The 13,809-nt window shown below is 70.4% G+C and carries 9 protein-coding genes; 2 read left to right on the top strand and 7 right to left on the bottom strand.

Going from position 1 to position 13,809, the window contains the following annotated elements:
- Positions 1-903 (top strand): hypothetical protein, encoded by a 903-nt coding sequence (locus G4D83_RS02625; protein WP_163862330.1) that lies wholly within the window; start codon positions 1-3, stop codon positions 901-903.
- Positions 904-911: 8 nt separating this feature from the next.
- Here G4D83_RS02625 and G4D83_RS02620 read toward each other — a convergent pair whose 3' ends face one another.
- The 7 genes from G4D83_RS02620 to G4D83_RS02585 form a co-directional block, all read right to left on the bottom strand.
- Positions 912-2,249, bottom strand: a complete 1,338-nt coding sequence (locus G4D83_RS02620; RefSeq protein ID WP_163862327.1) for a M24 family metallopeptidase — start codon at positions 2,247-2,249, stop codon at positions 912-914.
- A gap of 724 nt (positions 2,250-2,973) precedes the next feature.
- Positions 2,974-3,159, bottom strand: a complete 186-nt coding sequence (locus G4D83_RS02615) for a hypothetical protein (protein ID WP_163862324.1) — start codon at positions 3,157-3,159, stop codon at positions 2,974-2,976.
- A 111-nt stretch (positions 3,160-3,270) separates the two neighbouring features.
- Positions 3,271-6,273, bottom strand: coding sequence for a CHAT domain-containing protein (locus G4D83_RS02610; RefSeq protein WP_163862322.1), 3,003 nt, complete (start codon positions 6,271-6,273; stop codon positions 3,271-3,273).
- The gene (locus G4D83_RS02605; protein ID WP_163862317.1) at positions 6,270-6,866 is read right to left on the bottom strand and encodes an RNA polymerase sigma factor; all 597 of its coding nucleotides are present in this window, start codon (positions 6,864-6,866) and stop codon (positions 6,270-6,272) included. Before G4D83_RS02605 ends, G4D83_RS02610 begins: the two co-directional genes overlap by 4 nt.
- 573 nt (positions 6,867-7,439) lie before the next feature.
- Positions 7,440-10,430 carry a CHAT domain-containing protein gene (locus G4D83_RS02595; RefSeq protein WP_163862312.1) on the bottom strand — a complete coding sequence of 997 codons (2,991 nt, stop codon included), beginning with the start codon at positions 10,428-10,430 and terminating at the stop codon, positions 7,440-7,442.
- Positions 10,427-11,014, bottom strand: a complete 588-nt coding sequence (locus tag G4D83_RS02590) for an RNA polymerase sigma factor (protein WP_163862309.1) — start codon at positions 11,012-11,014, stop codon at positions 10,427-10,429. Before G4D83_RS02590 ends, G4D83_RS02595 begins: the two co-directional genes overlap by 4 nt.
- A 137-nt stretch (positions 11,015-11,151) precedes the next feature.
- Positions 11,152-12,759 (bottom strand): sensor histidine kinase, encoded by a 1,608-nt coding sequence (locus tag G4D83_RS02585; RefSeq protein ID WP_163862308.1) that lies wholly within the window; start codon positions 12,757-12,759, stop codon positions 11,152-11,154.
- A gap of 82 nt (positions 12,760-12,841) precedes the next feature.
- Here G4D83_RS02585 and G4D83_RS02580 point away from each other — a divergent pair, with 82 nt between their 5' ends.
- Positions 12,842-13,711, top strand: coding sequence for a DMT family transporter (locus G4D83_RS02580; RefSeq protein ID WP_163862305.1), 870 nt, complete (start codon positions 12,842-12,844; stop codon positions 13,709-13,711).
- The last annotated feature ends 98 nt before the right edge of the window (positions 13,712-13,809 follow it).

Below are 13,809 nucleotides of genomic sequence, written 5' to 3'. Positions count from 1 at the left end.
ATGCCTACGCCTCACCGCCCCCTCGTGCCTCGATGCAGGAGCGCCGCGTGGCTCATCGCCACCGCCCTGCTCCTGAGCGGGATGCGCGCCGGGGCGCAGGTGCGCGAGCCCGACAACTTCCTCGCCACGTCCGTCACGTTCTCCTCGGCGCCCCGACCGCGGCAAGTCTCCACCCGGCACGTCTCGCCCACCATCGCCGCCGGCTTGCGCGTCTCCGAGCATGGCCAGCTCCGACTCGACTGGGGACTGCCCTACACCGCGCTGAAACCCGATGGCGGAGTGGAAGGGTCCACGAGCCACCTGGGCTCGTCCAACCTGCTCGTGGGCCTGCACCATGTCCGCACCTTCGCGGACGACAGCCTGTTCGTCCGCATCGGCGCGGGAGTCGCCCTGCCGCTGGCCCGCCATGAGGACGCTGGCGTCGTCGGCGCCCGGACGGCTGAGTCGGAGGGCGTCAACTACGCCACCGCCTCCGCCGTGCGTGGGCTCGCGGACCCGTGGCTGTGGGCGCTCGATACGACGTCCATCGTCCTGCCCATGGCGGTGGGTGTGGACCTGCCCGGCTTCCAGCTCCGCGCGGACGTGGCGCTCGGCATGCTCATGCCCGTGTCCCGCTCCGCGCGCGATACCCACTTCGTCGCACAGGCCAGCGCGGAGGCCTCGCTCGGGCTCGGCATACTCGAGCCCGGCGTGCGCGCCCAGGTCGTCTCGCCCCACCTCACCGAGGCGACGTGGGACGGAGAGGACTCCCAGCTCTCCCTGGAGCCTTTCGTCCGTGTGCGGCTCGGGCCCGCGTTCGCCCGGGCGGGCGTGCGCATCGACCTGAGCGCTCCCGAGTCGGGCCCCACACCCAGCACCTCACGCATGTGGGCACTGGGTCTGGGGCTGGGCGTGGCGTTCTGAAGGCTCCGCTACTTGATGAGGTAGAAGGCTTCCTGGCGCGGCACGAAGAACTTCCAGCCCTCCTGCGTGAGGTAGGCCGGGTCCTCCTCCATCACCGCCACCTTCTGCCCATCCCACTCCGGCACCGGCGTGGACGTGTTCAGTTCGATGGCGATGTATGAGCCTTCTCGTAGCGCCTTCGGTGAGTCCTTGCGCGTCGACGAGCGGAAGTCGATGGAGGCTCCCAGCGCGTGGCCCTGGTTCCCGAGGGGATGGCTGTACACCTGCGCCTCGATGCCCCGCTCCTTCATCTCCGCCATCGTCTCGTCATACACATCCGCGGACGAGCGGCCCGGTCGGGAGGTCTTCAACATCAGCACATCCTGGAGCGCGTTCGTGTTCGCCAGCGCCTTCTTCAGTCCCTCGGGCGCGTCCTTCTCACCGTCGCGCAGCACATAGGCCATCTTCTGCCAGTCGGTGTGCAGTCCCAGGTAGCTGATGCCGAAGTCCACGTGGATGAGGTCGCCGCGTTCGATGACCAGGTCCTCCTTCGCCACGGCGAGGAAGCCTCGGGACTTCGCGGGGACACCTCCCTTGCGCTGCACCCGCATGTCCGGCTGGAACCACGTGCCGACGCCCAGCGCGCCCAGCCTGTCGTAGAGCCAGCGGCGCACGTCCCCCACCGTCGTCTTCCCCGGCACGATGACCTTCGAGGAGAAGGCCTGCTTCACCACCGCGTCCGTCAATTCCACCAGCCCCCGGTAGGGCTCCCACTCCTCGGGCAGCCGCGTGTCCAGGTACTCCTCGATGAGCGGCGCCGCGCTCACGAAGCGCGCCTCCGCCTCCGCGCCGAACGCGTCCACCAGGAAGGCATGGCTGTCTTTCGTCAGGCTGCGTGTCACGCCCCGCTTGCCGCCAATGCCCAGCGCAATCGCCTTGGGTTGGTGGCGCGCGTCCAGCGACTTCAGGGCCTCAGCGGGGGACTGGCCCTCCTCGGGCACCTCGAAGAACCGGAGGATGGACTCCTCCGCGTAGCCCGTCAGCGCCACGCGCTTCAGGCCCTCTGCTCCCGCGTCCACGAAGACGAAGATGTCCCGGTTGCCCGCGTACGGACGCGGTGGCGCCACGAACTGCGTCAGCGGATCATCGTGGAACTCCTCGTTGACGATGATCCACATGCCCACGCCGTGCCTGCGCATCATCTCCAGCAGCAGGCCGTGGCGCTTGTCCAGCCAGTCCTCTCGCAGCGCAATCTGCTGGGACATGGGCAACAGCTTGGACGTTTCGTCGTTCCGCTCCGCGCTCCGGGCGCCAGTACAAGCGGACAAGAACAAGAGCGGCAAGGCCGCCCACTTCAGCAGGGTCATGAAGGACTCCGAGTCGAGTTGGAGCCCCACCCTAGCGCCGGCATGCCCTTCGCCGAAGTCCCCCACCCCCGGAGCCCTTGGAGACTCCGGAGGCGGAGGACCTGGGGCGCGTCCTGCCACCTGCCCCCTCGTCCGCCGCACCTGGCCCTCTCGGATGACGCCCCCCCGCGACCGTCAAGTCCCGCGCGTCGTCTCCCCCACCACTACGACGCCATCCGATGAGGTTGCTGCCGTCCCCCGACGTCAGCCGCCAGCGTGATGCGTTTCCCCAAACCCTCGCGCCGTGAATCTCAATAACTGGCGATCTGAAAATCCAGGTCGTCAGCCAGGAGGAGCTCGGTCCGCGGCCCCTCCTGGTCCTGCTCATCCCCCCCGAAGAAAGCCCCCCCCACCCGACTCCCCCCACCCGACTCCCGCTCGCCCCCCTCCACCAGCGCCCCCCAGGCGCCCCCGCCCGAACCACGCCCATCCTCCGGTGCCCACATCCCATGGGAGTCCCCATGGCCCCGCGCGTCACTCCGGAACATCACTCCCCCCTGTCGCGATGCAGTCGAAGCAGCCGTACTCCCCCGTCGCCGCCCTCTTCCTTCTGAAATACGTTTCGAGCCTTTTTCCTTGAGCCTCCTTGTTCAAAAAAATTCAGGGCGCCTCCTCCCGGAAACGCCCCGAAAAACATGCAACTCTCTCGTAATTCGGGAGAGCCATGAAACGGCTGTTACTTGTTTCAGCGCTCGTCGCTCACGGTTGACGACTCCGCCGGAGGAGGCGGGGGGATGGAGAGCTTCGCCGAGAAGACGGGCGTGGCTTCCTCCCCAGGGGCGCGCAGGCCCCTGTCCCGCTCCGGCGGTGGGTCCGGAATCTCCTGGGCGATGATGTCCGTACCGGGCTTCCCCGAGCTTGAGTTCCTCATGTGTGAATCCCCCCCTGTTCGACGTTTCAAGGCACGACGCGCCGTCGCGTGGACGCAAGCGTCACCTTCAGAACGCAGGGGGTCGGAATCCTTGAAGGCGCTTGCGCCACGTCACTCGAACAGGAGGACCTGGGCGGGCCACGTCGCGGCCGGCTCGCGGGCAAGCCACGCCAGGCGCTCATCACGCAGAGCCCGGGAGGCCGGGGCCCCCGCGCGGATGCGCTCGCGCACGGACTCGAAGAAGCGCCCCGCGGTGTCGGGGATGTCACCGGTGGAAGCGAGCACCGTGCGTGCCCCCGCCTCGATGAAAGCCACCGGAAGGCTCACGGGCTCATGCAGGAACGGCGCGGCGCGAGCGGCCCCACACGCCGCGAGCAGGACGAGGGGCGCGCCAAGCAGCGGCTGCTCCCGCACCTGGGCCGCCGCGAGTGCGTACCGCCCGTCCTCTTCCGGAGCGAGCACCAGCAACGAGGCGTCTGACAGCTCCGGGCTGAAGAGGCCGTGCGTGTGGATTTCAATCTCGCGCGCGTGGGCCATCTCCCGCAGCACGCGCGACGGGGTGGCTCCCGCGCCGCGCAGCTCCACGCGCAGCGGGTCCGGCACGCGGGGGCCTTCCAGGGGAGAGAGCTTCTCCAGCCCGAGCGCCTGCGGCGCCTCTACCCCCGTGACGACCAGGTGGTGCCCAACAGGGCCGTGCGCCTCGGGAGTGGGCCCACTCCGGCCCACGCGATAGCTCCACGCCAGGTCCGCGGGGAGCAATCCGGGCAGGCCATGCACGGGCGGCAGGGCCAGCACGTCCACGTGCTCACAGCCCCGGAGCGCCGCCACCAGGCGCGGCGGAACCAGGCCCTCCGCCGTCCCATGCAGGGGCGTGGAGCGCTTGTCGTCATAGACCCCCGCCAGCGCCCCTTCCGCGTCGCGCACTGTCACCACCGTGCGCTCGTGGTCCACGGACACCGCCAGCACACAGCGCTCCGGAGCGGGCACGCGCAGCGCCTGTCCCATCAGCTCCAGCACCTGCTCCTGGACACCCGAGCGGCCCGCGTCGCTCACCAGCACGCCGTACGCGAAGCCTCGCGCCTTGCGAGCGTCCACGTCCCGAGGGAGCGACTCCGCCGCGTCGATGGCGCCATGAAGCAGCTCCCGGCCCGACGCGCGCTCGCGCTCCAGCATGAACTGCCCTTCCAGGAAGGTCAGCATCGCCAGCTCTCCCGCCGTGCGCGAGCCGCGCCGCAGCTCGTCGAGCGTGCGCCGCAGCAGATCCTCGTCGCGGACCTCCGCGCCGTGGCGGGCCAGATACGAGAGCACCCACGCGCCCGACATGCCCAGGGGCCGTCCGCAGCGGGTGGCCTGCTCCAGTTCCTCGCGGGCCTCGACCGGACGGAAGTCGGACCAGGCCACCGTGGCGAGGTTGCGGTGCGCGTACGTGCGCTGCTCGCAGTCATCGGGAATGCGGGACAGCGACTCGCGCAGGAAGGCCCTCGCGCTCGCCGTGCTGTGGCGATAGCGGGCGATCTGCGCCATCTCCTGGAGGAACTGCTGCTCCAGGTTCCACTCGCCCAGCTCTCGCGTCAGGCGCCAGCCTTCACGGGCCTCCTCCAGCGCGTCGGCCGGACGGTGCAGGCGCACGAAGAGGTCCGCCAGCCGTCGTCGCAGCGTGGCGCACCGATAGGCCAGCCCCCGCCCCGAACACGACGCCAGCGCCGCGCGCAGCCGCTGCTCCGCCTTCCACCACTGCCCCTCGCGCTCCTCGCGCACGGACAGCTCGCGCTCGGCCAGCAACACCAACCAGGGGTCTCCTCCCGCCCGGGCGATGCGCACGAAGTCATCCACGTGGCTCGCCACGGCGTCACGCGACACGAGCGCGCCCAGGTACAGGTCCTCCTCGCCGGAGCGCCGCAGCGTCTCCAGATAGACCTCTGGCGTGGGGTGCTCGCCGCGCAAGAGCCGCACGTACTCGCGCGCCAGCGGACCGCGTCGCTGGAAGTCCGCGCGCGCGACGGCGTGCACGGTGTCTCGCAGCGTGGCGCCGCCCTGCACCTCGTCCAGCACCGCCGCGAGCGGCAGCAGTCGCAGCGCCGCATCCCGCGTGGGCGCGGCCCTCAGGGCGTCATAGAAGGCCAGCCGCACCACGCCCGGGAAGCGGCGGGCCTCGTCCAAGGGAAGCCGCGCGCCCTCCAGCGTGGCCAGGTTCTGCGCCGCCGCCCGCGCGTCGTGGAAGTCCCGCGAGCGAAGGAGCGTCTCGCTGCGCAGCGCCTGGGAGCGCACCCGGGCCTCCTCGCTCCACCCGGCCTCGCCCTGCTTCGCCACCACGTCGAAGGCCTCCGCCGCCTGGAGCGTCAGCCCCATCTCCCGCAGCACCAGCGCCCGGTTCCACAGCGCCTGCGGATGGTCCGGCGACTTGCGCAGCACGGCCTCCAACAACTCCAGCGCGTCCTCGCGGCGGCCCTGCTCCAGCGCGATGACCGCCAGGTCGCTGTCACGGTCCAGTGAGGCGGGAGTCCTCCGCAGGAAGTCCGCCGCCTGCCGCACGTCCCGTCGCACCAGGTACGCGGCGGCGATGCCGTGCAAATCTCCCCGGTCCTCCAGCTCCGCCAGCTCGCGCAGCGGCAGGGGCGTCGTCACCACGGGAGTCTCGGGCCCGGCGCGCATCGGTACGTAGTGCCGATACCCGTCCGCCCGCGCATAGGCGACCCGGGCCTCCAGCGCGCGCTGCGCCGGATGCGCGGTCCACACCTCTGGCGGCGTGTCCCGGGCGCGCGGCACGGCCAGCACCAGCACCAGGAGCCCCGCCGCCAGCGCCACCGCGCCCGCGGCCCACCAGCCCGCCGGCAACACCGCGCGCAGCCGCTGGTGCCACACGGGCTTCGGCCAGGGCGGCGCGGGCCACGACGGAGGCGACTCATGGCGCGGCGCCTCCTCCTCCACCTCATCTTCGAGAGGATCCCCCTCCGGATGGAGCGCCTGGAAGCCGAGCAGCTCCAACTGCATCGCCTCATGCAACCCGGAAGCGCACATCGCGCAGCGGGCCAGGTGGTGGCGGAAGTTCTCCTCGTCGACCGGGGGCAACTCGCCATCCAGGAACAGATACAACCGATGACACGGAGGGCTCATACCAGCCCTCCGCCGTCCGTCAGCGGCATCAGCAGCTCGCGCAGCTCCTTGCGCGCCTGGAACAGCCAGCTCCCCACGGTGCCCTCGGGAACCCCCATGCGCTGGGCGATGGCCCGGTAGCGCAATCCCGTGGCGTGCAGCTCGAACGCCTCACGCACGCGCGGATTGGGCAGCCGGGAGATGGCCTGGACCAGGTCCGCGTCGGTGATGCGCTCCCACATCTCTCCCGTCCTGGCGTCGGGAGACTCCACGTCCTCGCGCACGAGCCGGATGTCCCGGCGCTCCTGCTCCAGCAGCTCCGTCCTGCGCTTGCGGCACTGGTCCAGGAAGTGATTGGTGAGCGCCCGGCACAACCACGCCCGGTACACGGGCTCTGGCTGCGCGGACAAGGTGGCATGGTGGACGAGCGCCCGGACAAGCGCTTCCTGCGCCAGGTCTTCCGGGTCGATACCACCCTGGCCGCACAGACGCCTCGCCAATGCCACGAGCATGGGCCTGACGCGCTGAGCGAACTCTTCAAAGCCTTCGTGTGCCACGGCGGCACTGTAGGCCACGGTGAATCGCTTCACCGAGGCATTGCGATGGTCCCTCATCGACCCCTCGCCCTCCTTCCACGCCCACTCGAAACGCAGCCACCCGGAATCCTTGGGTCGCCGTCCGGAAACCGACGCAACCACGCCGGTTTCCGCCGCCTCCCCGACACCGTTGCAGCCCCCAGGATGGAGTCGACCCGCCACCTGGAGGACGCCACGTCCGCCGCTTCCAACACCCGGCTGGAGGTCCCACGGACGGAGCGTCGGCCAGGACCTCGCGCTGTCGCGAGTGACTCGCTCAGCCCGGGGGACCGGTGGGCGGAGGGTCTCTCACATCCGGACGCGCCGACTCCGGCGGGGGGACGGCGGCGTCTGCCGGCGCGTCGGATTCCACCACGGGCGCCTTCTTCGGAACCGCCCCGCTCACCGCGGGCCCTTGCAGGGCAGGGGTCTCCTCCGCCGGCTTCGCTTCGCTCATGCAGCTCGTCATGTCGCACGGCTCCTGGGGGCCACCGTCCTCACTCCCGCAGGATGCGGGGCACCGGCGGCCCTCAAGCCATAGAACGCACGACGTCCTGCTTGTTGCCGGAAACCTCCAACGTCACAACCCTCGAGGCGCGCCTGGACAGGCGCTCACTCGAAGAGGAGGACGTGGGACAGCCACCGTGCGTCATCGGGGTGCTCGCGCAGCCAGAGAGCGCGCGCATCCCTCAGCGCCACGGACGGGCGCGTGCCCGCGCGGATGCGCTCACGCACCTTCTCGAAGAAGGCCCCCGCCGAGTCGGGAATCTCCACGGAGGCGGCCAGCACCGCGCTCGCGCCCGCGGAGATGAAGGCCACGGGCAGGCTGTAGGACTCGTGCGGAAATGGCGCCGTCCTCGCCGCGCCACACGTGGCCAGCAGCACCAGCGGCGCATGCTTCAAGCGCGTCTGACGGACCATGTCGGCGGTCAGCGCGTAGTCACCATCCGCATCCGGCGCGAGCACCACCATCGAGGCATCCGACATGGAGGCGCTGAACAGCCCATGGGTGTGGAGTTCAATCTCGGACGCGTCCGCCATCTCTCGCGATACGCGCGACAGCGTGGCCTCCCCACCCCGGAGCTCCACGCGCCACGGGTCCGGTACGCGCGGCGCGGTCAGTGCCCCCAGCTTCGGCAATCTCAACGCGGGCGGGCTCGCGACTTCCGTGACGACCAGATGCCTGGAGCCCCCATCCTGAACTGGCGTGGGGCGCCCACCGCGTCCCACGCGATAGCTCCACGCCAGCGTGTCCGGCAGCAACCCGGTGAGCCCGTGCACGGGCGGACGGGTCAACACATCCACGTGCTCGCAGCCCGTCAACTCCTTCAAGAGTTCTTGGGGCACCAGCCCCGAGGCAACGTCGCGCAGCGGCTCCCGTCGACCCGTGGAATACGCCCCCTTCAGCTCGCCATCGGGTCCACGCGCGAGCACCAGGGTGCGCTCGTGCTGGAGCGACACCGCCAGGAGACAGCTCGTGGGAACGGGCTCGACGCGCAGCTCGCGCGCCATCAACGACAGGGCCTCGTTCCATGCCCCGGCACGCCCCGCCTCGGACAGCAGAGCGGAGTAGCCGAAGGCCAGGGCCTTGCGCGCATCGACGCTGTCCGGCAGGTGCTCCGCCATCGACACGCCTCGCCAGAGCAGCGCCTGCCCCGTGTCACGCGACTGCTCCAACGCGAACTGGCCCTCGAAGACGAGCAGCAGCGCCTCGCGGCCCGGGGAGACATCCGACTGTCGCAGGTCCGCCAGGGCGCGGCGCAACCAATGTCCGTCATGCGGCCGGGGCTGGAAGCGGGCCAGCTCCGACAACACCCGCGCGCCCGTCATCCCCAGGGGGCGCTCACACTCCAGCGCCCGCTCCAGTGACTCGCGCGCCGCCTCCGGGCGGAACCGCTGCCACTCCAGCAAGGCCACGTTGCTGTGCACATGCGTGCGCTGCGCGCAGTCCTCCGGCATGCGGACCAGCGACTCCTCGAGATAGGCCCGGGCACTGGTGAAGGAGTGCTGGTAGCGCGCCACATCCGCCAGTTCCTGGAGGAACACCTGCTCGTAGCGCCACTCGCGGGCCTCCTGCGCGCGGCTCCAGCCATTCCATGCGTGTTGGAAGGCCTCCGCGGGTCGGTGCAGCTCCAGGTACAGGTCCGTGAGCGCCTGCTCCAGTCCCAGGCAGCGATACACCAGGCCCTGCTTCTGGCATGAGTCCAACGCCTCCACCAGTCGTTGCTCGGCGTTCCACCAGCGGCCCTCCCGTTGGTCCGCGCGCGCCAGCTCCAGCTCTCCGAGTACCCGCATCCACGGGTCCTCGGAGGCCCGCGCCAATCGCACCAGCGCCGCTGAATCCACCGGCTGTCGCGCGAAGCCCGCGAGCACGAGCGCGCCCAGGTAGAGGTCATCCTCCCCCGAGCGGCGCAGCTCCTCCATCACCTCGCCCGAGGGCGACAGCGTCCCCAGCACGAGCTGCGCATACCTCCGCGCGAAGGAGCCCCTTCGCGTGAAGTCCCGCTCCGCCACGCGAGCCAGCCACGTCTGGAGGACGCTCCCCCCGTAGCGCTCGTCCAGTGCCCGGGCCAGCGGGAGCAACCGCAGCACGTCCTGTCGCCGAGGCGCCGCGCGCACCGCGTCGTAGAAGGCGAGCCGGAGGATGCCCGGATGGTCCCTCACCGCCGCCACGGGCAGCGGTGCTGACGCATCCGTGAGCAAGTCCCGCGTCGCCGCGAAGGCGTCCTTCCAGGCCCGCCCGCGGGAGAGCGTGGACTCGCGCAGGGCGCGCTCCCGGTCCGCGGCCTCCTCGCTCCACCCCGGCTCTCCCAGCTTCGCGACCTCACCGAACGAGTCCGCCGCCTGGAGCGTCAGCCCGAGCTCCGCCAGCGTCAGCGCCCGGTTCCATAGGGCCTGGGGATGTCGTGGCGCGACGCGCAACACCTCCGACAGCAGCTCCAGCGCCTCTTCCAGGTGCGCATGCCGGGTGTCGAGTGGCCCATCCTGCCGAGCCTGCTCCAGCGACAGGAGCGCCAGGTCACAGTCCCTGTCCACCGAGGGAGGCAGGCGCTTCAGGAAGGCCAGCGCCTGACGGGGCGCGCCATGAAGCAGGTACGCCGTGGCGATGCCATGCAGGTCTCCCCGCGCCTCCATTCGAGACAGCTCATGGAGCGGCAGCGACGGGACGGCGGGGCGCTCCCAGCCTCCACCCCGGTCCGGGACATAGGGCTGATGACGCGCATCCACGGCGCGATACGTCACCCGCGCCTCCAGCGTGCGCGGGCCGTCCTTCACCAGCCAGGCCAGGTCGTCACCGTTCCAGTGGCTGGCGCTGGGAGATATCAACAACATCGCGAAACAGGCGACGAGCACCCTGAACCCGGAGCCGACCTGCCCCCGCCGGGGCCACCAGCGCTTGCGCTCCCTGGACGCGGACGGCGGTGCCATGGGCGGCGCGAGCGAGGGCAGCGCCCGGTGCGCCAGCAGCTCCAGTTGCAGCGTCTCGCGGAAGCGCGCCTCGCAGCGCTCACACCCGCCCAGGTGCTGACGGAACCCGCACTGCGCCTCCGCGCTCAGCTGTCCGTCGAGAAAGCGAGGCAGGTCCTTGCAGTCGGCGCTCATCGCCGCCGCTCCCGGCGTCGACGCTCGGCCGTCTCGCGCAGCAGCTCTCGTAGCTCCAACCGGGCGTGATGCAGGCGCGCGCCCACCGTCCCCGGCGATACGCCAGTCTCACGAGCGATGCGTGCATAGGACATCCCTTGGAGGTACAGCTCGAAGGTCAAACGGAGTCTGGGGCTGAGAAAGGTCAGCGCCCGCTTCACGTCGTCTTCACCGACGTGACACCACAACTCGTCCTGCGCGGCTTCGTCGAAGTCCTCGGCCTCTTCATGCAGCTCGAGCAGGTTGCGCAGCCGGTCCGCCTCGCTCTTGCGGCGACGGCACCGGTCCAGGAAGCAGTTCTCGGCGACCCGCCCCAACCAGAAGCGCTGCTTGTATGACTCCCAATGCCGGAGGTGCTCCCACTGGAGCAGCGCTCGCAACAACACATCGTGCACCAGGTCCTCGACCTCGTGCTCGATACCCACACAGTACTTCCTGAGAATGGCAAACAATACGGGTTGGAACTGGCGAGCGAAGACCTCGAAATCCGTCCCCGGCGCCCCAGACGGAGGCTCCACCACCCTCAATCCTGGCCTTGCCCTCATGGCCGCCTCCTTCCCATTCACCAGAGAACGCGGCAGGTCTGCTTTGTTGCCGACAACCTCTTTTCCTCACAGCCACGGCACTCCCGCGACATCCGCAAACCCAGGAGGCAAACTGTCTACATATCGACAGTATGACTTCAGGAGGCGGCGGCGGATAGGGGTACAGGCTGCGATTGTGGAAGCGTCAACACGAAGCTCGCGCCCCCCAGGGACTCGGAGCGGCTGGCCCGCACCGAAGCTCCGTGACGTTCCAGGATTCCCCGGGCAATCGCCAATCCCAGACCTGTTCCTGGCCGGGGTCCCTCGCGACGCCGCCCCGTGACGAAGGGTTGGAACAGCCGGGGGAGCAGCTCCGGGGGGATGCCGGGGCCGTTGTCCTCCACGAAGATTTGGAGACTCGCATCGACGCGCTCACAGCGCACACGCAAGGCAGGAGCGGGCGTGTCGCGCAGCGCGAGCAAGGCATTCTCCAGGACAATGACAAACACTTGCGAGAGCTGGGACTGGTCCGCCTCCAGCTCGAAAGGCTCGCCGTCTGGAAGTTCGAATGAGACATCCGGCGCCAGCGCACCCAATCCCTGTCGCGCGGTGGAGTACGCCAGCGCCACGGTGGCCAGCATGTCCACGCGGCGCAGCTCCAGCGGTCGGGGCCGGCCGTAGCGCAGCAGCTCGTCCACGAAGTGCCCGGCGCGGGATATCTGCTCGCGCATGGCGGCGACGGCGTCCGCGTCCACGCCCTGGCGTTCCAGGAGCTTCAGGTGCGCGGCGAGCACGCCCAGCGGGTTTCGCACCTCGTGGGCCACCGCGGAGGTGAACTGCCCCAGCTCCGCCAATCGCGCCGCCTGGTCCGCGCGGGCCTCCTGCTCGGCCAGCGCCGCCACCAGCTCGGTGCCGGTGGCGCGGCCCTTGAGCAGTCGACGGCCCAGCCACTCCTGAAGGCCCTGACGCAGGGGCTCGAAGGCGAGCGCCGCCAGCGCCAGCAGGAAGAAGGCGCCCACCCGGTACTCGAGCAGGAAGGGCTGCCCGCTGCCCGCCATCAGCGTCAGCACCCCGAAGAGGAAGCCCGCCGACAACACCGCCGCCATCGCCGAGTACACGAGGCTGCGCTCCAGCAGCCGCCGCTCCCCTGGAGGCTGGTGGGAGTTGACGACGTGCACCAGCACCAGCAGCGAGGCCAGCACGCCGTACATCCCGAAGGGCAGCGCGTAGCCCCCCGACAGCAGCAGCGCCGTGCCCAGACCGCCTGAGTACGCCAGCGCGCCGACGATGCCCAGGCTGCGCAACAGCGGCCGGCGCTCCGGCGTCTCGTGAGGATAGGAGCGGGCCAGGTGCAGCAGCGGCACCAACGCCGCGGAGACCGACAGCGCGATGACGGGCCAGAACAGCGGTCCTCGCTTCATCGCCAGCGGTCCGTACAGCGCATCCGGGAAGAGCGCGCCCACTCCGGTGACGACCACCGCCACGGCGTAGGCCAGCGCCACCTGTCGGTAGGAGCGCTGCCGGGTGACGTCGTACGCGACATGGAGGTACGCGGCGGCGGTGAAGGCCCCGCTGGCGGCGAAGCGCTCTCCCAGCCACGCGTACCGGGGCACGCATATCAAGAGCAGCGAGCCGCTCCAGACGGCGGTGGCCAGGCAGTACAGCGTCAGCCCCCGTGCGTCCCGGCCGCGAAAGGCGGCGGTGAAACACAAGAGGAGCGACACCGAGAGGACGGGCACGAGGCTGTAGGCGAACAGGGGCCCCATGGACGGAGTGTGGCAGATGTTCCTAGGCTGCGCGCCCCGTCGGCGCCTCCGGGCGATTCGGCGTCACCAGGAGTCATGAGCAGTGCGGCACTTCGCCATGGTCGCGGCCGGGGCCACCCTCTGGGGGTGTTGGTCCCTCTTCCTCCGGCCCGCGGGCCTGTCCTGGGCCCAGAACGCGCTCCTGGCCCTCATCGCCATGTCGCTGCCCGTGCCCTTCCTCCTGCGCGGCGCTCCCTGGCGTGACAGGCGCGCGACGGGGGCCCTGCTCGTCGTGGGCCTGGCGGACGCGGCCAACATCAGCCTCTTCTTCGCCGCCATGAAGCGCGGACCCGTCTCGGTGGCGGTGCTCACGCACTACCTGGCGCCCCTGCTCCTGGCGCTCGTGGCCCCCTGGGTGCTGGGCGAGCGGAGGTCCGTCCGGGCCCTGGTCGCCGCGCCGGTGACGCTGCTGGGGCTGGTGCTGCTCATCGGCCGGCCGGATGGGACGGGTGGCGTGGGGATGACGGCGGCGCTGGGCGCGGGAAGCGCCCTGTTCTACGCGGCCATCGTCCTGGGGACGAAAGCGGCGACACGGGCATATTCTCCCCTGGCGGTCGCGTCGCTCCATGCGCCGGTGTCCGTGGGGGTGCTGTTGCTCATCGCCGGGAGGGACGCCTTGCCCTCGGCGATGGATGGGGCCACGCTCCAGGTGCTCGCCGGTGGCGCGGTGTGCGGACTGATGGGGACCTTCCTCTTCAATACCGGGCTGCGACATGTGCCCACGGCGGCGGCGGGGGCCCTGACGTACCTGGAGCCTCTCACGGCCTCCCTGGTGGGATGGGCCGTCTTCGCGGAAGCTCTCACCCCTGTAGGGGTGGCGGGCGGACTGCTGGTGTTGGCGGCGGGGGTCTGGGTCGCCTCCGAGCGGAGGGCGGCCGTGGCCGTCGTGTCCCTCCCGTCCGCCACGCCATGAACCCTCCACTGAACTCCCCACTTGCAAGGTCGGGGAATCCTTTGGTCCTCTTGGGTCAACGAAGCTCTTGCTTGCAGTGCAGCGCCTTGGCGACGCCG

The organism is Myxococcus eversor (assembly GCF_010894455.1).
GTDB lineage: Bacteria > Myxococcota > Myxococcia > Myxococcales > Myxococcaceae > Myxococcus > Myxococcus eversor.
The sequence above is the reverse complement of the archived record's forward strand: the minus strand, read 5'-3'. Positions and strand labels throughout refer to the sequence as shown.